Origin of the sequence: Streptomyces sp. PKU-EA00015, assembly GCF_013387495.1 — a bacterium.
Taxonomy (GTDB): Bacteria; Actinomycetota; Actinomycetes; order Streptomycetales; family Streptomycetaceae; genus Streptomyces.
The window spans coordinates 91,833-110,295 of sequence record NZ_JABZEE010000011.1 but is presented as its reverse complement, the minus strand read 5'-3'; the positions used below and the strand labels follow the sequence as shown (position 1 = coordinate 110,295).

Here is an 18,463-nt window from a genome sequence, read left to right as displayed (position 1 = left end):
CCATCCGTGACGGAAGGCACCATCTCCGCCGCCGCCGAGGGTGGCGACACCCTGACCCGCCTCGAGCAGGAAGGGGAGATCGCGGCTGATTACCTCGAGGGCCTGCTCGACATCGCCGACCTCGACGGTGACATCGACATGGACGTCGAGGCGGACCGCGCCGCGGTCTCGATCATCAGTGACGCGGGCAGCCGGGATCTGCAGAAGCTCGTGGGCCGGGACGGCGAAGTCCTCGAGGCCCTCCAGGAGCTGACGCGCCTGGCTGTGCACCGTGAGACCGGTGACCGCAGCCGTCTCATGCTCGACATCGCCGGATTCCGTGCGAAGAAGCGCACCGAGCTGGCCGAGCTCGGCGCCAAGGCGGCCAACGAGGTCAAGACCACCGGCCAGCCGGTGAAGCTCGACCCCATGACGCCCTTCGAGCGCAAGGTCGTCCACGACGCGGTCGCGGCCGCCGGCCTGCGCAGCGAGTCCGAGGGCGAGGAGCCCCAGCGCTTCGTCGTCGTACTCCCTGCCTGACCCACGTGTTCCCTCGGCCCCGTCTGTTCGCAGGCGGGGCCGATCTTTGTCAGCCTGATAGTCAGCCACCACAGCCCTGTGCGGCAGTGCGGTACGGAAGGACGGTTCCCGTGACGGAGGCAGCGGAGCTTCCCCAGGCGCCCGAGGCGGCGCGGACGGTGTTCGGAGAGCTTTTTCCGGAGGCCGTGCGGTATGCGGAGCTGCTCGCGGATGCCGGGGTCAAGCGCGGTCTGATCGGCCCGCGTGAGGTTCCCCGGTTGTGGGAGCGTCACCTGCTGAACTGCGCTGTCCTCTCCGAGGTCGTCCCGGAGGGGGTGACGGTGTGCGACGTCGGCTCGGGTGCCGGTCTGCCGGGCATCCCGCTCGCCCTCGTCCGGCCGGACCTCAAGATCACCCTTCTCGAACCCTTGCTGCGGCGTACGAACTTTCTGCAGGAGGTCGTCGAACTGCTGGGCCTGGACCATGTGACCGTGGTCAGGGGCCGGGCCGAGGAGATGCTGGGGAAGGTTCCTCCGGTGCATGTGGTGACGGCACGAGCCGTGGCACCGCTGGACCGCCTGGCGGGCTGGGGCGTCCCTCTGCTCCGTCCCTACGGCGAGATGCTGGCGCTCAAGGGCGACACCGCCGAGGAGGAGATCCAGAGCGCCCGGGCTGCGCTGAGCAAGCTCGGAGTCGTGGAGACCTCGGTCCTCCATGTCGGCGAAGGCATCGTCGACCCGTTGTCCACCGTCGTACGGGTCGAGGTGGGTGAAAGTCCGGGCGGTGTGAGGTTCGCCGCCAAGCGCGCGAAGGCCGCAAGGACGAGCCGAACTCGTCGTCGTCGCTGACCCTCAGCACGCTGAGCCATACAAGCTTCCATACGTACGCATTTCGGAGTGTCGTCCCGGTTCGGTGATGCGGCGCAGGCATCGTGTTTCACGTGAAACGTCGCTCACTGCTGCAGGGAATCATCAGCCGCGGCCGTGCTGCCGCGCCGACGAGGGGTCGCAAGCCCCTCGTGAGGGCTATCGAGTTGTCCACAGAGGTGGATTCCTCCACAGAACCACGGGCCTCGCTGGTTCACGACCCCGAAAGCATGGCAGGCTCTCCTCATCGCGAGCCTGAAGTCGAGGAGAGTGAATCCGTGCGGTCCGACGCCAACATCGCGGGACCGATGACCGATCCGGTCCCCGGTCCCCGTACCGAGTCCCCGGGGGAGGATGTTTCACGTGAAACACCGCCGCCCATGGACGACACCCCCATCGGCCGTGCTGCTCAGCTGGCTGTGGAGGCGCTGGGGCGTGCCGGTGAGGGGCTGCCCCGACCTGAGCAGACACGCGTCATGGTTGTCGCCAATCAGAAGGGCGGCGTAGGGAAGACCACCACCACGGTCAACCTCGCCGCCTCGCTCGCCCTGCACGGTGCGCGCGTTCTGGTGGTGGACCTCGATCCCCAGGGCAACGCCTCCACGGCGCTGGGAATCGATCACCATGCGGAAGTTCCCTCGATTTATGACGTCCTGGTGGAGAGCAGGCCCCTCGCCGAGGTGGTCCAGCCCGTCCCCGACGTCGAAGGACTCTTCTGCGCTCCCGCCACCATCGATCTCGCCGGTGCGGAGATCGAGCTGGTGTCGCTGGTGGCGCGGGAGAGCAGACTTCAGCGCGCCATCCAGGCGTACGAGCAGCCGCTGGACTACATCCTGATCGACTGCCCGCCGTCGCTCGGCCTGCTGACCGTCAATGCACTCGTCGCGGGTGCGGAGGTTCTCATCCCCATCCAGTGCGAGTACTACGCGCTGGAGGGGCTGGGCCAGTTGCTGCGGAACGTCGATCTGGTGCGAGGACACCTCAATCCCTCGCTTCATGTATCGACGATCCTGCTCACCATGTACGACGGCCGCACGCGGCTCGCCTCCCAGGTGGCGGACGAGGTGCGCAGCCACTTCGGGGATGAGGTCCTGCGGACGAGCATCCCCCGGTCGGTGCGCATCTCAGAGGCTCCGAGCTACGGACAGACAGTCCTGACCTACGATCCGGGTTCCAGCGGTTCCCTGTCGTACCTTGAAGCCGCCCGGGAGATCGCGCTCCGTGGCGTGGGGGTCCACTACGACCCGCAGCACGCCCACGCGGCTCAGAACAATCAGCAGAATGTGTCGGAGGGGATCCAGTGAGCGAGCGACGTAGAGGATTGGGGCGTGGGCTCGGTGCGCTGATCCCCGCGGCTCCCCAGGAGCAGCAGGCGCCCCCCTCGGCGGGTGCCGCGCCCTCTCCGGCGGCGGTTCCGGTGCTGACCACAGACCGTGGGGTGGCGGCGGCCAAGGTCGCCACCCTCCCCGCGGCCGCCACCGCGCCGGACGGTATCGCTTCCGCCGTGGACATTGACGCCGCACCGCAGCCGAGCGAGCCGGCAGGAGCGCATTTCGCGGAGGTGCCGCTCGGTGCGATCACCCCCAATCCGCGACAGCCGCGTGAGGTCTTCGACGAGGACGCTCTCGCCGAGCTGATCACCTCCATCAAGGAGGTCGGCCTGCTCCAGCCCGTCGTCGTACGGCAGTTGGGTCCGGACCGCTACGAGCTCATCATGGGCGAGCGACGCTGGCGGGCGTGCCGCGAGGCCGGTCTGGAGCGGATCCCTGCGATCGTCCGGCACACCGAGGACGAGAAGCTTCTCCTGGACGCCCTGCTGGAGAACCTCCACCGGGCACAGTTGAACCCGCTGGAAGAGGCGGCTGCCTACGACCAGCTTCTCAAGGACTTCGACTGCACCCATGACCAGTTGGCCGACCGCATCGGGCGCTCGCGTCCGCAGGTTTCCAACACGCTGCGCCTTCTCAAGCTCTCACCGCCCGTGCAGCGCAGGGTCGCTGCCGGCGTCCTCTCCGCGGGGCACGCGCGGGCGCTGCTCTCCGTGGACGACTCGGAGGAGCAGGACAGGCTGGCCCACCGCATCGTGGCCGAGGGCCTCTCGGTACGGGCGGTCGAGGAGATCGTCACTCTGCTCAACTCCGGTCCCAAGAGCACGCCCAAGGCCAAGAGCCCGCGAGCCGGGTCCCGGCTGTCCCCGGCGCTCACCGATCTCGCCTCCCGACTCTCGGACCGCTTCGAGACGCGGGTGAAGGTCGACCTCGGGCTGAAGAAGGGAAAGATCGTCGTCGAGTTCGCGTCGATAGACGACCTCGAGAGGATCCTCGGCACCCTGGCCCCCGGAGAGGGCCGCGTGCTGGAGAAGGGGCTCGGTGAGGAACTCGCCGAGGACGAGGACGCCTGAGGCTCTTCGATCCCCACTGCCGCCAAGGGCGGGTCGTGTTCGGTTTCACGAGACACGACCCGCCTCTTGCCGTATTGCGGTATCCGTGTCGGGGCTGGGTGGATACGATGCGTTCTGGTATGACGCATCCACCTTGAGCCACCTCAGAGGGAGGGCGGGGGCCATGCGAGCGGTGAGCCGCAGCCAACTGGTGACAGCCGGTTTGGGACTTGGGGCAGTAGGCGGATTCGTCAGCAGCCTGCTTCGGGAGAGGAGCGCGCTGGCAGCCGCGCGGAGCGCGGCAGATCAGGGAAGAGAGGGTGAGTCTCCATGGGGCGCCGACTCGTACCGCTCACGCTCGACAACCTTTCGGACCTTCCCCAGCGCTGTCGTTCGTGTGTCTTCTGGGAGCTTGACCCGGTCAGCGGCGAAGCAGCGGTAAAGGCGGGGACTCCGCAGCTCGAGAAGGAGGCCTGGATTTCGGCGGTCCTTCTCGACTGGGGCTCGTGCGGCCGTGTCGTCTATGTCGACGACGCTCCGGTCGGTTTCGTTCTCTACGCACCGCCGGCTTATGTGCCCCGGTCGATGGCCTTTCCCACGAGTCCCGTCTCCGCGGACGCCGTGCAGCTCATCACCGCCTGGGTCATGCCCGGGTATCAGGGACAGGGACTGGGGCGGGTGATCGTCCAGACCGTCGCCAAGGACCTGTTGCGGCGGGGATTCCGGGCCATCGAGGCGTTCGGCGATGCGCGGTGGAAGGGGCCCGCGTGCGTCCTGCCGGCCGACCATCTGCTCGCGGTGGGGTTCAAGACGGTGCGTCCGCATCCGACGCACCCCCGGCTACGGCTCGAGCTGCGGACGACGCTCTCCTGGAAGGAAGACGTGGAGCTGGCCCTCGATCGGCTGTTGGGCGCGGTGCAGAAGGAGCCGGCGCTCCGGCCGCTGTGAGGCCGACACGAGAATGGGCTCACCCCCGTCGGGGGTGAGCCCATTTCGATGTTTCACGTGAAACGACGAGGCGACGACTACTCGCCGAGGAAGCTCTCGAGGTCGCGGACGATTGCGGCCTTCGGCTTGGCCCCGACGATGGTCTTGGCGACCTCACCGTTCTGGTAGACGTTCAGCGTCGGGATGGACATGACGCCGTACTTCGCAGCGGTGGCCGGGTTCTCGTCGATGTTGAGCTTCACGACCTGGATCTTGTCGCCGTGCTCGGCCGCGATGGCCTCGAGGGACGGCGCGATCTGGCGGCAGGGGCCGCACCAGGCAGCCCAGAAGTCCACCAGGACGGGCTTGTCGCTCTTGAGGACGTCCTCTTCGAAGGAGTCGTCGGTCACGTTCTTCAGGTCGCCGGCCACGGCGTCCTCCTTACTTCTTTTTGCGGGGTGTAGGGGAGTGCGGTGCGAGGGTCAGACCACAGGGGTCTTCTCGGGCTCGGCGACCTTCTCGCTGTCCGAGAGGGCGGCGAGGAAGCGCTCGGCGTCCAGGGCGGCGGAGCAGCCGGTGCCGGCGGCCGTGATGGCCTGACGGTAGGTGTGGTCGACGACGTCACCGGCGCCGAAGACACCGGGCAGGTTGGTGCGCGTGGACGGCGCGTCGACCTGGAGGTAGCCCTCGTCGTCGAGCTCGAGCTGGCCCTTGAAGAGCTCGGTACGGGGGTCGTGACCCACGGCGATGAACAGGCCGGTGACGGCGAGCTGCGAGGTCTCACCCGTCTTGGTGTTGCGCAGGGTCAGACCGGAAAGCTTCTGGTCCCCGTGGATCTCCGCGACTTCGCTGTCCCAGGCGAAGGAGATCTTCGGGTCGGCGAAGGCGCGCTCCTGCATCGCCTTGGAGGCGCGCAGCGTGTCACGGCGGTGGACGATCGTGACGGACTTGGCGAAGCGGGAGAGGAAGGTGGCCTCCTCCATGGCGGTGTCGCCACCACCGATGACGGCGATGTCCTGGTCCTTGAAGAAGAACCCGTCACAGGTGGCGCACCAGGAGACGCCGCGTCCGGAGAGGGCGTCCTCCTTCGGCAGGCCCAGCTTGCGGTGCTGCGAGCCGGTGGTGACGATCACGGCCTTCGCGCGGTGCACGGTTCCGGCGGTGTCGGTGACGGTCTTGATCTCGCCGGTGAGGTCGACGGCCACGACATCGTCGGGGACGAGCTCGGCGCCGAAGCGCTCGGCCTGGGCGCGCATGTTGTCCATCAGGTCCGGACCCATGATGCCGTCGCGGAAGCCGGGGAAGTTCTCCACATCGGTCGTGTTCATCAGCGCGCCACCGGCGGTGACGGCCCCCTCGAACACCAGCGGCTGCAACGACGCGCGCGCGGTGTAGAGCGCGGCCGTGTAGCCCGCGGGCCCGGAGCCGATGATGATCACGTTACGGACGTCGCTCACGGGTTTCTTCCTCGTCTCTGCAGACTGCCTACTGCCTACGGGGGCGGGTTACAGGATCTCACCCCACCCAACGGATCCTACGGGGCTTGCATTCCCGGGGCGTCGGAGCGGCACAGGCAAGGTCTCAGTTGCGAGGGTAGGTCTCCGAATGCAGCAGGTTTCCCGGTCCGGCGGCTGCCCTGCCGACGCAGGCGGCATCGACGACGTACGCCTGCACCCGCGTCTCGTCGGTGGGATGCGCCATCACGACGAGGTAGGCGTCGACCCCCGCATAGCGGCCCTGCTCGAAGGCGAGGGGGCGATCGGACCGGCCGGTCCCCTGCTGGATGCACGCCGGCACCGAGGTCTCGGGTGAGCTCTTGGGCGAGACGGTGGAGGACTCGGTGTCGAGCGGCGGCACCTTCTCGATCCTCGGCTCGGCATGGGTGTCCGCAGCGAGCAGCGTGTGCACGCGGTCCTGGATGGGCGCCCCGGAGAACTCCCCGGTGTCGGCGCTGACGCTGGCCTCCTTGGTGCTGGAGTCGCTCCCCGATTGCGTCTGCACCGACTGGAGGAGCATGACGCTGACCCCGACGGCGGCAGCGCCGAACACGGCGCCGAACACGGCCACACGCCGACGGCGGGTCCGACGGTTACGGCCGGGGCCGGTCGCGGCACGCGAGTGGCCTGCGGGGCGGTCGGCGGCGGGGGCGGTCGCCTCAGCCGGAGACGGGGGCGGCGCTGTTTCACGTGAAACATTCGCGGGATCGGAGGGGGCGCCGGCGGCCAGGAGCGCCTCGGCAGCGAGGGCGGCGTCGATCCGGCCGGCGATGTCGACCGGCATCCGACCGCCGCCCGGCAGCGTCCCCAGCAAGCCGCGGATCTCTTCGAGTGAGCTGCGGACATCTGCGCACAGGGAGCAGTCGTCGAGGTGACGGCGGATCTCAGCGGCACGGGAGGGGGAAAGGAGACCTTCGGTGAGGTCGGAGATCTCCGAGACATCCGGGTGCTGTGTTGTGCCGGCCCTGTCGGTCGAGGATGTCACGCGCGCCCACCTCCACCCTTCACAGCCGCAGGCCCGTTCGGCCCTGTGTCTCGTGCTCCCGACTCCGGTGGGACGGATGTCCCCGGCGTCCGGTTCCTTCCCCCGCTGACGTCGGGGTTATCCCCGCGCTCCGCACGGAGGTGGGTGAGCATGGGCAGCAGCCGGGCGCGGCCCCGGGCGCACCGGCTCTTGATCGTCCCGGTGGGTACGTCGAGGACCCGTGCGGCTTCCGCGACGGGGTATCCCTGCATGTCCACCAGGACGAGCGCGGCTCGCTGGTCCGGTGGCAGGGTGGCCAGCGCGGCCAGGAGCTGGCGATGGAGGTCCTGGCGCTCGGCTGGAGCTTCGGCGGACTCGTGAGGCTCCAGCAGCTGTTCCAGGCGCTCCGTGTCGTCGACCGGAGAGGTCTTGCGGGATGCCGCCTTGCGGGCGCGGTCGAGGCAGGCGTTCACGGTGATGCGGTGCAGCCACGTGGTGACAGCGGACTGGCCGCGGAAGGTGTGCGCGGCGCGGAAGGCGGAAACGAGAGCGTCCTGGACCGCGTCCGCAGCCTCCTCCCTGTCTCCCAGCGTGCGCAGCGCCACCGCCCACAGCCGGTCGCGGTGGCGCCGCACGAGCTCGCCGAAGGCGTCGGGGTCACCGGAGACATGGCGGGCCAGCAGATCCTGGTCGCTCGCGTCGCCGAGTGTGGCGTCGTCCAACGGTGAGCCCCCTCCCCGCTTCTGTCAGCCGGTGAACGTGACGTCCGTGACGCCTTGCTTGTAACCGGTGCCGCTGAACTCGTCCTTCGACGAGTACGGCATCGCGGTCATCCAGAGCAGGACATAGCGGCTCGCCACCGGCTTCTTGGCCGTCAACTTCAGTGCCGATCCGCTGGTCTGTCCGGAGGCGATCTGCGTCATGGAGCTCACCGGGCCGGACGGGGACAGGGAATCGGCTGCGTAGAGGCTGATCGTGGTGTGATCTCCGCCGTAGCGCAACGCTATGGACGCGCTGGAGACGTCCTTTTCCGCACCCAGGTCGAAGACGATGCCCACACCCTGCTTCACCGACGGAGCGAACTCCGGTCCGTCGAAGTAGCTCTTGGTCCGCCAGTAGGTGGTGCTGTCGCCGTCGTGCGTCGCTCCCACATTCCCCGCGTTCTGGGGGGATCCGTCCGGGGCGTACTCCTGGGCCGCCTGAATCCTCAGGGGGACAGGAGCCTTGGGCTTTTCGTTGTCGCCGCCCGTGACGGACGTCTCCGAGGTCTTGGGCTCCTGGGTGCCCTGCTCCTGGCCCAGCAGCTTGTCGGCCACCTGCCAGCTTCCTAGCCCCAAGGCCGCGATGAGGAGGGCGGACACGGCCCACTTCAGCGCCTTGCCCGTGCGGCTCTCCAGTGGGGCGGGCGGTGTGGGCGACACCTGCGTGACACCCATGCCCGGCCGGACGGCGGTGCGCCCGTAGTTGCCCTGCTGATAGGTGGTGCGCTGGTACTCCGGGGGCGCGGTGAAGGCCGGCTCCGGCGGGCGGATGCGCGGCATCGCGGCGACCGCCTTCGCCAGTTCGTCGGGCGTGGTGCACGGCGGCTCCTGGCGGGAGGCGGTGGCACCGTCGTTGACGAGAGCGCGCATGGCGAGTTCGGACAGTCCCCGATGGACGCCGGCACGCACCTGGTCGGGTGCGACGAGGCCGACGCCCTTGGGAAGCCCGGAGAGACCGTAGGCATCGTTCTCGTAGGGCCAGCGCTGGGTGAGCGCGGCGTACAGCAGGGCGCCGATCGCCTCCGTGTCGGTGCGCTGGGGGCGGTCGGCGGAGATGCCGCGCAGCGCGGCGTTCACCGCGAGGCCACGGATGCGGTACTGGCCGGTGGAGGTCCGAAGAACCGCACCAGGGGTCAGCCGCAGATGGGCGAGCCCCTCGCGGTGGGCCGCGGCCATGGCCAACGACACCTGCTCGACGAGCTGGTACGCGTCGTGCGGTTCGAGAGGTCCGGAAGCCAGCAGCGTGGTCAGCTCGACGGCGTCGGGGAGCCATTCGTGGACGACGTAGACCAGGTCGTTCTCCTCGACGGCGTCGAGCACCTGGACGAAGCGCGGATCGCCGAGGAGAGCCGATGAACGGGCGGCAGCGAGAACGGAACGGGCCCTGGGATGGTCCGCGGGCAGGAGGTGGACGCCGACGGCTCGGCGCAGTTTCTCGTCGACGGCACGCCAGCTGCTGAAACCGTCCAGACGGGTGACGCACTCCTCCAGGCGGTAGCGTCTGGCGAGTTTGTGGCCACTGTGCAGTTCAGGCGTCGACAGGGAGAGGTCTTTGCCCTTCGTCCCGGTCTTCGCCTCGCCGTCCGTCTCCGGTGCGGTCGTCTCCGCAGTCTTCTGGGATTCTGCCGCCCCGTCGGTCGTGGCCTTGCCCGCCTGCGCGGTCAGCGGTTCGTCCCCGCCGTTGTCGGCCACGTCGACGGCAGCCGTGCTACGTTCCGCCACCGTCGTTCCTGCCTCCCCATCCGTTGCGCCATATCCAAACGCCATGCCAATTGTGCCCACAGTCGGACGCTATGCACGACACGCGGCGTCCGACGAAGGTTGTGCCAGAGCCGGTCCGTCCTAGCGGCCGAGACGTCCGCGGACCATGCCGACCATGGCGTTGAGCTCCTCGATGTGCATCCTCTTCGCTGCGACGAGGAAGACGCCCATCAGTACGGCTCCACCGGCGACCAGCGCCACCAACGAGCCGCCCGCGCCGCTGCCCAGTCCCGTCATGACGCCGAAGGCTGCCGCACCGCCCGCGATCGCGGCCGGCGCCGACGCCATGGAGAGGCGTGCATAGGTCCGCATCACGTGAGAGCCGTCCAGGTCGCCGCCGAGGCGCTTCTTGAGCCGCCGCCAGGCGACCCCGACGCCCACCACGTAGGCGAGACCGTAGGAGGCGCCCATGCCGACGACCGCCCACTGCGCGGGCAGCAGCGCATAACACAGGGCGGACGCCCCGGCGTTGACAGCCGCGACGATGACCGTGTTGTAGAAGGGCGTCCTGGTGTCCTCGTAGGCGTAGAAGCCGCGCAGGACGACGTACTGAACGGAGTAGGGGATGAGGCCGAGGCCGAAGGCCATCAGGATGAAGCCCATGCCCCGTGCGGCCTCCTGGCCGGTGGACGCGAACAGCAGCGTGGACATCGGGACGCCCAGCGCGAGGAAGGCGAAGGAGACCGGGACGATGGCGACCGCGCTGTTGCGCAGACCCTGTGAGATGTCGTCGCGCACGGCGCCCGGGTCGTCGTCGTGGGCGGCGCGCGAGATGCGCGGCAGCAGGGCAGCCATCACGGAGACCGTGATGATGGCCTGCGGCATGCCCCAGATGAGCTGGGCGTTGGTGTAGGCGATGAAGCCCGCGCCCTGCTTGCCCGAGGCCTCGCCCGCCGCGGTGGCGAGCTGGGTGACGACGAGGACACCGGCCTGGTTCGCGAGGACGAAGAGCACCGTCCACTTGGCCAGCTTCACGGTCTTGCCGAGACCGTGGCCCTTCCAGTCGAAGCGCGGACGGAAGCGGAAGCCGGTCTCTCGCAGGTACGGAATCATCGCCAGCGCCTGGACGACCAGGCCGAGGAGCGTTCCGATGCCGAGCAGGCGGACACCCTCCGGCGGAATCGTCTGCACACCCATCTGCGATTCGGCCGAGGTTCCGTACACCCAGATGAAGAGGCCGAACGTCGTGATCATGACGATGTTGTTGAGGACCGGGGTCCACATCATCGCGCCGAACCGGCCGCGAGCGTTGAGGATTTGGCCCATGACGACATGGATGCCCATGAAGAAGATCGTGGGCAGGCAGTACCGGGCGAAGGTGACGGCGACGCTGTTCGCCGCCGGATCGCCGGCGATCGTGTCCGACATCAGCTGGATCAGCAGCGGTGCGGCGAACACCGCGATGGCGACGATGGCGCCGAGCGCCACCATCACCAGGGTGAGCAGGCGGTTGGCGTAGGCCTCGCCGCCGTCCTCGTCGTTCTTCATCGCTCGCACCAGCTGCGGCACGAAGACCGAGTTGAGTCCGCCACCGACGGTGAGGATGTAGATCATCGTCGGCAGGGTGTACGCGACGGTGAACGTGTCACCGAGAAGAGCGGCGCCCAGGGCGGCGGTGATCACCAGGCTGCGCACGAACCCGGTCAGGCGGGAGACCAGCGTGCCGGCCGCCATCACGGCGCTGGACTTCAGCAGACCGGAGGCCCGCCCCGCCGGCTTCTTGGGGGGTGCGGGCGCCGCCGGGGCGGGTTCGGGTGCCGGGGCCGGGCGGCCGGAGGCCTGCTGGTCCCGGAAGAGGTGAGCAAACGCGTCGGGTTCCGGTTCCTTGTCGCCGGCGCGGGTGACGAGGTCGTCCACGCCCGTGAACTGGGTGGTTCCGGCGGCGTCCCCGTACGGCAGGTGGCGGGAGGGACCCTCCGGCTCGGGCGGGGGCGTCTGTGCCCAGACGCGGGGGTCGGGGGCGTACTCGGACGACGGAGGCTGCTGATAGAGCGGCTGCGGTTCCGGGTACGTGCCGGGGGGCGGCGGAGGGTGCGCAGACCGGTCGTAGAGCGCTTCGGCCACCGGGTCCTGGGACGACAGATCCTGGGCCTGGAAGGGGTCGGGAGCGTACGCGTCCTGGACGTAGGGGTCCTGGTAGGGCTCAGGGGCGGGCTGATGCGGCGGCGGGACCTGGCCGGCCGGGTTCCCACCCGAGCCTTGGCCACGGTCACCGTCGTACGGCGCGTTCATGACTACCCCACCTCATCGTCCCCGGCCGACCGGCCACACATCGCTCAACGGTCCACTTTCTCACCAGCGCCCGACGGGTCGCCGCTTTCGGGTCGGGTGTCCGGTCCCGGGTCACTCGCCTGCCCGGGATCCGGGCTGTCGATGTCGCCCCGCGTGCTCTCTTCCTCCTCCGAGGTGGTGTCGTCGTCCGTCGACACGTCCTCGGACTCCGCGCCCGCCGCCTCGCGAGCGGCAGCGCGCCTGCGCTGGGTGTACATCCTGATGCCTGCGAGGACCAGAAGCAGAACGCCGCCGGCGATGACGAGCATGACCGTCGGTGTGATCTCGGAGACCTTCACCGTGAAGTTCATGGCTTTGCCGTACAGCTTGCCGTCCTGCGTGTAGAGCTGCGCCGTCATCTGGACCTGGCCGTTGGCATTGGCCGAGGCGGGGAACTTCACCGTCTGGCTGTGGCCGCCGTCGATCCGGACCTGCTGCTCGGTGACGCCCTTGTCGCCGTCGAGGTTCAGACGCGTGGGGTTGTGCGACGTGAGCCGGAGCACCAGATGGTCGATGCCCTGGACCAGCTCGTTCTGCACGGTGACCGGAATCGTGGCGCTCCGGCCCGAGAGGGTCACGTCCGACTTCTCGATCAGCTGGACCTCTTCGGTGAGGTCCCGCAGATAGCTTCGCACCTCGTCGCGGTAGTGCTGGGCCGCCACGGGGTTTCCCCGCCAGGAAACCGACAGCTCGCGGTCGATCGCCCTGCCGAAGGGCGTGTTCACCCGGTCCGCCAGGGTGAGGATGCCCTCGAACATGTCGAGGGTCTCCTGGGTGCCCCGGACGTCCTGGAAGGCCTCGACGGGCAGCTCCTGCTTACGGAGCTTGCCCGGGTACTGGGAGGTGCCGGGCACCTTGGTGTTGGCGTCGGCGTCCGGCTTGGAGTCCGCGGCCGCCACGAGGTCGAGCGGCTGGGTCCAGCGCTGGCCGAGGGCATGCAGGGCTCGCGCCATGGACTGGGCCTGGGCTGCCGTGGGCACACGTTGCGGGGCGACGACGATGCTGCGCTGCTTGTCCGGGGCCTGGTGCGTCACGGCGAGCGACTGGGCGAGGAACTCCTGGACGGCGAGCGTCGAGGTGTCCGACCGGCTCATGTCGCCCTGGAAGGCCTTGGAGAGCCGTGAGTCGGCGACGACCGCGGTCGTGCCACCGCCGATGGGCCGCGCCGCGGTGGGCGTGTAGCCCAGGTTGTCCTGGAGGCTGTCGCTGCGGGCGATCACGTTGTGCGCACCGGCCGATGTGGCCACATCGACGATCGACGAGTCGATCGCGCCCTCCACGGGCCAGGCGAAGTCGGTCGACGCGTTCACGTGGAGGACCGTCTCGACCGTGGTCGCGGCGACCTCGGTGGCCGGCTGGAGATGGCTGAGCGATCCGGAGACGGACTTGCCGCGGTGCGCCAGTGAGGCCAGGTCGGGATCGGCGAACGGCAGGGCGACGACCTTGCGGTCCCGGACCGCGGCTTGGAGATCGCTCAGCCAGCGCTTGGCCACGGCCTGGTTCTTGCCCTGGACCGTGGTGTTCCCCCTCTTGACCTGGTAATTCCGGGTCATGGCGTCCACGGTGGCCAGCAGGTCCGGATCGATGACCCAGGTGACCGGCAGCTCCTTGCCGAGGGAGACGAGCTGGTCGAGCCGCCCGCCGGTGGACAGCTCGGCCGCCAGCGACTCGTCCTCGAAGACGGGTGTCTGCTGCTCGTCGGAGCCCGTCTCGGAGGTGAGATGCGTGGAGGAGATGAGCGGCCACAGATACGTGAGGCGGGTCTTCTTCTCCGGCGCCTCCGGCTGCCACGGCAGGAAGGTCCGCTCGATGCCCAGCACCTGGTCGTACGGCAGGTTCGCGGTCTGCCCCGAGAGCGAGACGCCGAGCTGGTAGACGCCACCTTCCTCGTCGAGGTCGAGTTCGTCGGCCGGCACGGAGAGCCGGAAGTCATGGCTGATGCCTGAGGCGAGGCGTGGGATCTCGAGCGAGTACTTGTCGTCGACCTCCGCACCGTCGAGGCCCGGGTCGTAGCCGGTGCGCTCGGCGGCGCGATCGATGGCGGTCCTGCCGAAGAGCTTCTGCCCGACACGCAGATCGACGTGCGCGTCGGTGATCGTCTGCCTGCCCTCGTTGATCACCGTGCCGGAGATGGTGATCTTGTCCTTCTCGCCCGGCGTCGCCGGCGTGAACGTGTCGAGAGACACATCGACGGTCCGTGACCCGGTGGCGTCCTCCGCGGCATGCGCCGTCGGCGCCGCGGGGCCGCACAGCAGCCCGGCCACGAGTGGTGCGCCGGTGAGCAGCGAGGCTGAGCGACGCAGCCACCGGCGGGCAGGAGAAGTACGCATCTCCTGGAAGTCTGCCGCCTCGGCCACGCGCTCGCCCGTCCCTCGTCGTCTGCTTGCCGGTGGTGGTTCTCTGGTTCTTGCGTCCAGGCATGGTAACGATGCGCGCTGGGTCGAAGTGCCGCGGACTGCATCACAAGATCGCAAGGGGCTTCGCGGGCCGCCGTAAACGGGGGCGCTCCGGTCGGCCGGGGCACGTACCCTTTTCTGTTGTGCCGAACGCCAATGAAGACAACCCCACTGCCCTGAGCCAGGTGCAACGCCGCGCGGTGAGCGAACTGCTGCGGGTGTCCCCGGTCGCCGACGACCTTGCCCGCCGTTTCCAGGAGGCCGGGTTCAGCCTCGCCCTGGTCGGCGGCTCGGTACGTGACGCGCTTCTCGGTCGGCTCGGCAACGACCTCGACTTCACGACGGACGCTCGGCCAGAGGATGTACTCAAGATCATCCGCCCGTGGGCGGACTCGGTCTGGGACGTAGGCATCGCCTTCGGCACGGTCGGATCCCAGAAGGAGGGCCGCGTCGGTGACGACGTGCAGCACTTCCAGATCGAGGTGACCACCTACCGGTCGGAGTCCTACGACCGGACGTCGCGCAAGCCCGAGGTGTCCTACGGCGACTCCATCGAGGAAGACCTTGTCCGTCGGGACTTCACGGTGAACGCCATGGCCGTCGCCCTTCCCGAGAAGGCGTTCATCGACCCGCACGGCGGTCTCGAGGACCTTGCGGCCCGTGTGCTGCGAACGCCCGGCACTCCTGAGGAGTCCTTCTCGGACGATCCGCTGCGGATGATGCGCGCCGCCCGGTTCGCAGCCCAGCTCGATTTCGAGGTGGCGCCCGACGTGGTGGCCGCCATGAAGTCGATGGCGCAACGCATCGAGATCGTTTCCGCTGAACGTGTGCGTGACGAACTGAACAAGTTGCTGCTGTCCGCGCACCCCCGGAAGGGACTGGGGCTGCTCGTCGACACCGGGCTCGCGGACTACGTACTGCCCGAGCTGCCGGCACTCCGCCTCGAGAGCGACGAGCATCACCGGCACAAGGATGTGTACGAGCATTCACTCACCGTGCTCGACCAGGCGGTCGGCCTCGAGGACGAGGGACCGGACCTCGTACTGAGGCTGGCGGCGCTGCTCCATGACATCGGGAAGCCGCGGACGCGGCGGTTCGAGAAGGACGGGCGCGTCTCCTTCCACCACCACGAAGTGGTGGGCGCGAAGATGACCAAGAAGCGGATGGCGGCGCTCAAGTACTCGAACGAGATGGTCAAGGACGTCGCGCGGCTGGTCGAGCTGCACCTGCGCTTCCACGGCTACGGGACCGGCGAATGGACCGACTCGGCGGTGCGGCGCTACGTGCGGGACGCCGGGCCGCTGCTGTCGCGGCTGCACAAGCTGACCCGCTCGGACTGCACGACCCGGAACAAGAAGAAGGCGACTGCGCTCTCCCGGGCCTACGACGGTCTCGAGGAGCGCATTGCTCAGCTGCAGGAGCAGGAGGAGCTGGACGCGATTCGGCCGGACCTCAACGGCAACCAGATCCAGGAGATCCTGGGCGTCGGCCCCGGCCCGGTGATCGGCAAGGCGTACGCCTTCCTTCTCGATCTGCGTCTCGAGAACGGACCGATGGAGCACGATGCCGCGGTTGCCGCACTCAAGGAGTGGTGGGCGACGCAGGGCTGAGCGTGAAACGGCGCGATGTTTCACGTGAAACATCGCGCCCTCATGACGGTCGGGGCGGTGTTTCACGTGAAACACCGCCCCGAGCGCTTTTCGCTAGACCAGCTCCCCCGTACGCCTCCAGCGCGCCAGCATCACGGCGACCCCTGCATAGATGACCGCGACCAGGCCGATGAGCGGAGCCGACCTGCCGCCCGGCGGCAGCATGAGGGCCGCGATGCCGGCCGCTCCGACGAAGCTCGCGTTGAACAACATGTCGTAGAGAGCGAAGATCCGGCCACGGAAGGCGTCGTCCGTGGCGGTCTGGACGACCGTGTCCGTCGCGATCTTCGCTCCTTGGGTGACAAGGCCCAGAGCGAAAGCCGCGACCAGTATCGGCCCGGGAGCGAACGGCAGCCCCAGCGCCGGTTCGAGGACGGCTGCCGCCGCGGCGCATCCGACCATCCAGCCGTACCGCCCGAGGCGCCCGATCGCCCAGGGCGACAGCACGGCGGCGGCGAAGAACCCCGCACCCGAGACCGCGAGTGCCAGGCCGAGGAGGGCGAGTCCGTCGGAGTCGGTATCGGTCCACGCGTAGCGGCAGAGCATGAGCACCATCACGGTGAACGCGCCGTAGCAGAACCGCATGAGGGTCATCGCCGCCAAAGCGTGGGCAGCGGGCGGTCGCTGAGTCAGATGCCGCAGGCCGTCCAGCAGCCCGCGAGCCGTGGACGCGATCGCCGTGAGCAGACGCGGCTGGACGAGCTCCGGATCAGGACCGAGAAGTTCGCGCCCCATGCGCAGCGACGCCAGAGCGGAAGAGAGGTAGAGCGCGGCCCCGACCAGTACCACCACAGCATCGGAATCGGCGACGGCGAGGCGGACCAGGAAGGCCAGCCCGCCGCCCGCGGTGGCGGCGAGCGTTCCGGCGGTGGGCGACACGGAGTTGGCCATGACGAGCCGGTCGGCGTCGACGACACGAGGCAGCGCGGCCGAGAGCCCCGCCAGTACGAACCGGTTGACGGCCGTGACGGACAGCGCGGAGGCGTAGAAGAGCCAGTCCGGCACCGAGGCCAGAATGAGCAGCGCCGTGCAGCCTGCGAGCAGGGCGCGCAGGAGATTGCCGTAGAGGAAGACCTGTCGGCGCTGCCAGCGATCGAGGAGCACGCCGGCGAAGGGGCCCACGAAGGAGTACGGAAGCAACAGGACGGCCATGGCGGAGGCGATCGCGGCCGGCGAGGTCTGCTTCTCCGGGGAGAACACCACATGCGTGGCGAGAGCGACCTGGTAGACGCCGTCGGCCGACTGGGAGAGCAGCCGGACGGTCAGCAGTCGGCGGAAGTCGGTCAGGCGCAGTAGTACGCGCAGATCACGTACAGCGGGCATGCGAGCAAGGGTCACATACGAGGAGGGTCCCCGAGCCGATGACCCGGGGACCCTCCTCGATCGGACGGGACGAACGCTTAGCGCTCGACCTCGCCCTTGATGAACTTCTCGACGCTCTCACGAGCCTGGTCGTCGAAGTACTGGACCGGCGGGGACTTCATGAAGTACGAGGACGCGGAGAGGATCGGGCCGCCGATGCCCCGGTCCTTGGCGATCTTCGCGGCGCGCAGGGCGTCGATGATGACACCCGCGGAGTTCGGGGAGTCCCACACCTCGAGTTTGTACTCGAGGTTCAGCGGGACGTCACCGAAGGCGCGGCCCTCGAGACGCACGTACGCCCACTTGCGGTCGTCCAGCCAGGCCACGTAGTCCGACGGGCCGATGTGGACGTTCTTCTCGCCCAGCTCGCGGTCCGGGATCTGCGAGGTGACGGCCTGCGTCTTCGAGATCTTCTTGGACTCCAGGCGCTCGCGCTCGAGCATGTTCTTGAAGTCCATGTTGCCGCCGACGTTCAGCTGCATCGTGCGGTCCAGGATGACGCCCCGGTCCTCGAAGAGCTTCGCCATCACGCGGTGCGTGATGGTGGCGCCGACCTGCGACTTGATGTCGTCACCGACGATCGGGACACCGGCCTCGGTGAACTTGTCCGCCCACTCCTTGGTGCCGGCGATGAAGACCGGGAGGGCGTTGACGAACGCGACCTTGGCGTCGATGGCGCACTGCGCGTAGAACTTCGCAGCGTCCTCGGAACCGACGGGCAGGTAGCAGACCAGGACGTCGACCTGCTTGTCCTTGAGGACCTGGACGACGTCGACCGGGGCCTCGGGGGACTCCTCGATGGTCTGGCGGTAGTACTTGCCCAGACCGTCCAGGGTGTGGCCGCGCTGCACGGTGACGCCGGTCGACGGCACGTCGCAGATCTTGATGGTGTTGTTCTCGCTGGCGCCGATGGCGTCGGCGAGGTCGAGGCCGACCTTCTTGGCGTCCACGTCGAAGGCGGCCACGAACTCGACGTCACGAACGTGATACTCGCCGAACTGGACGTGCATCAGACCCGGCACCTTGGCTGCCGGGTCGGCGTCCTTGTAGTACTCGACGCCCTGCACCAGCGAGGCGGCGCAGTTGCCCACGCCGACGATGGCTACGCGAACCGAACCCATTCCGGTTGCTC

Annotated in this window: 15 protein-coding genes; 6 read left to right on the top strand and 9 right to left on the bottom strand. The window is 68.7% G+C overall.

Going from position 1 to position 18,463, the window contains the following annotated elements; translation table 11 throughout:
* The first annotated feature begins 6 nt into the window (after positions 1–6).
* The 5 genes from HW130_RS11120 (at position 7) to HW130_RS11100 (ending at position 4,692) form a co-directional block, all read left to right on the top strand.
* Complete coding sequence (locus HW130_RS11120) at positions 7–519, top strand: R3H domain-containing nucleic acid-binding protein (RefSeq protein WP_177149321.1); 513 nt, start codon at positions 7–9, stop codon at positions 517–519.
* Between the two features lie 110 nt (positions 520–629).
* Positions 630–1,346, top strand: coding sequence for a 16S rRNA (guanine(527)-N(7))-methyltransferase RsmG (gene rsmG, locus HW130_RS11115; RefSeq protein WP_177149320.1), 717 nt, complete (start codon positions 630–632; stop codon positions 1,344–1,346).
* Between the two features lie 248 nt (positions 1,347–1,594).
* Positions 1,595–2,668 carry a ParA family protein gene (locus HW130_RS11110; protein ID WP_177149469.1) on the top strand — a complete coding sequence of 358 codons (1,074 nt, stop codon included), beginning with the start codon at positions 1,595–1,597 and terminating at the stop codon, positions 2,666–2,668.
* Positions 2,665–3,765 carry a ParB/RepB/Spo0J family partition protein gene (locus tag HW130_RS11105; RefSeq protein ID WP_177149319.1) on the top strand — a complete coding sequence of 367 codons (1,101 nt, stop codon included), beginning with the start codon at positions 2,665–2,667 and terminating at the stop codon, positions 3,763–3,765. The genes HW130_RS11110 and HW130_RS11105 overlap by 4 nt, the downstream gene beginning before the upstream one ends.
* A gap of 309 nt (positions 3,766–4,074) precedes the next feature.
* Positions 4,075–4,692, top strand: a complete 618-nt coding sequence (locus HW130_RS11100; protein ID WP_177149318.1) for a GNAT family N-acetyltransferase — start codon at positions 4,075–4,077, stop codon at positions 4,690–4,692.
* A 77-nt stretch (positions 4,693–4,769) separates the two neighbouring features.
* On the opposite strand, the gene trxA is transcribed toward HW130_RS11100, so the two are convergent.
* The 7 genes from trxA to HW130_RS11065 form a co-directional block, all read right to left on the bottom strand.
* Positions 4,770–5,102: a thioredoxin gene (gene trxA / locus HW130_RS11095; protein ID WP_177149317.1), complete on the bottom strand. Its 333-nt coding sequence runs from the start codon at positions 5,100–5,102 to the stop codon at positions 4,770–4,772.
* A gap of 51 nt (positions 5,103–5,153) precedes the next feature.
* Positions 5,154–6,128: a thioredoxin-disulfide reductase gene (gene trxB, locus HW130_RS11090; protein WP_177149316.1), complete on the bottom strand. Its 975-nt coding sequence runs from the start codon at positions 6,126–6,128 to the stop codon at positions 5,154–5,156.
* Positions 6,129–6,252: 124 nt separating this feature from the next.
* The gene (locus tag HW130_RS11085) at positions 6,253–7,152 is read right to left on the bottom strand and encodes a zf-HC2 domain-containing protein (RefSeq protein ID WP_177149315.1); all 900 of its coding nucleotides are present in this window, start codon (positions 7,150–7,152) and stop codon (positions 6,253–6,255) included.
* Complete coding sequence (gene sigM / locus HW130_RS11080; RefSeq protein ID WP_177149314.1) at positions 7,149–7,853, bottom strand: RNA polymerase sigma factor SigM; 705 nt, start codon at positions 7,851–7,853, stop codon at positions 7,149–7,151. The genes HW130_RS11085 and sigM overlap by 4 nt, the downstream gene beginning before the upstream one ends.
* 24 nt (positions 7,854–7,877) lie before the next feature.
* On the bottom strand, positions 7,878–9,614 hold the full coding sequence (locus tag HW130_RS11075) for a protein kinase family protein (protein ID WP_177149313.1): 1,737 nt from the start codon (positions 9,612–9,614) through the stop codon (positions 7,878–7,880).
* 120 nt (positions 9,615–9,734) lie between these two features.
* Complete coding sequence (gene murJ, locus HW130_RS11070; RefSeq protein WP_177149312.1) at positions 9,735–11,885, bottom strand: murein biosynthesis integral membrane protein MurJ; 2,151 nt, start codon at positions 11,883–11,885, stop codon at positions 9,735–9,737.
* Between the two features lie 44 nt (positions 11,886–11,929).
* The gene (locus tag HW130_RS11065; RefSeq protein ID WP_177149311.1) at positions 11,930–14,281 is read right to left on the bottom strand and encodes a DUF6049 family protein; all 2,352 of its coding nucleotides are present in this window, start codon (positions 14,279–14,281) and stop codon (positions 11,930–11,932) included.
* 182 nt (positions 14,282–14,463) lie between these two features.
* Here HW130_RS11065 and HW130_RS11060 point away from each other — a divergent pair, with 182 nt between their 5' ends.
* Positions 14,464–15,930 carry a CCA tRNA nucleotidyltransferase gene (locus tag HW130_RS11060; RefSeq protein ID WP_177149310.1) on the top strand — a complete coding sequence of 489 codons (1,467 nt, stop codon included), beginning with the start codon at positions 14,464–14,466 and terminating at the stop codon, positions 15,928–15,930.
* Positions 15,931–16,023: 93 nt separating this feature from the next.
* Here the strand turns inward: HW130_RS11060 and HW130_RS11055 are convergent, their stop codons facing one another.
* On the bottom strand, positions 16,024–17,292 hold the full coding sequence (locus HW130_RS11055) for an MFS transporter (RefSeq protein ID WP_177149309.1): 1,269 nt from the start codon (positions 17,290–17,292) through the stop codon (positions 16,024–16,026).
* A gap of 77 nt (positions 17,293–17,369) precedes the next feature.
* Positions 17,370–18,452, bottom strand: coding sequence for an inositol-3-phosphate synthase (locus HW130_RS11050; protein ID WP_177149308.1), 1,083 nt, complete (start codon positions 18,450–18,452; stop codon positions 17,370–17,372).
* Positions 18,453–18,463 lie beyond the last annotated feature (11 nt).

Excerpts from the sequence above, each read along its gene's own strand:
- HW130_RS11100 (WP_177149318.1), top strand. The coding sequence starts at position 4,075 with ATGGGGCGCCGACTCGTACCGCTCACGCTCGACAACCTTTCGGACCTT.
- murJ (WP_177149312.1), bottom strand. The coding sequence starts at position 11,885 with ATGAACGCGCCGTACGACGGTGACCGTGGCCAAGGCTCGGGTGGGAAC.
- HW130_RS11050 (WP_177149308.1), bottom strand. The coding sequence starts at position 18,452 with ATGGGTTCGGTTCGCGTAGCCATCGTCGGCGTGGGCAACTGCGCCGCC.
- HW130_RS11110 (WP_177149469.1), top strand. The coding sequence starts at position 1,595 with ATGGCAGGCTCTCCTCATCGCGAGCCTGAAGTCGAGGAGAGTGAATCC.
- HW130_RS11055 (WP_177149309.1), bottom strand. The coding sequence starts at position 17,292 with ATGCCCGCTGTACGTGATCTGCGCGTACTACTGCGCCTGACCGACTTC.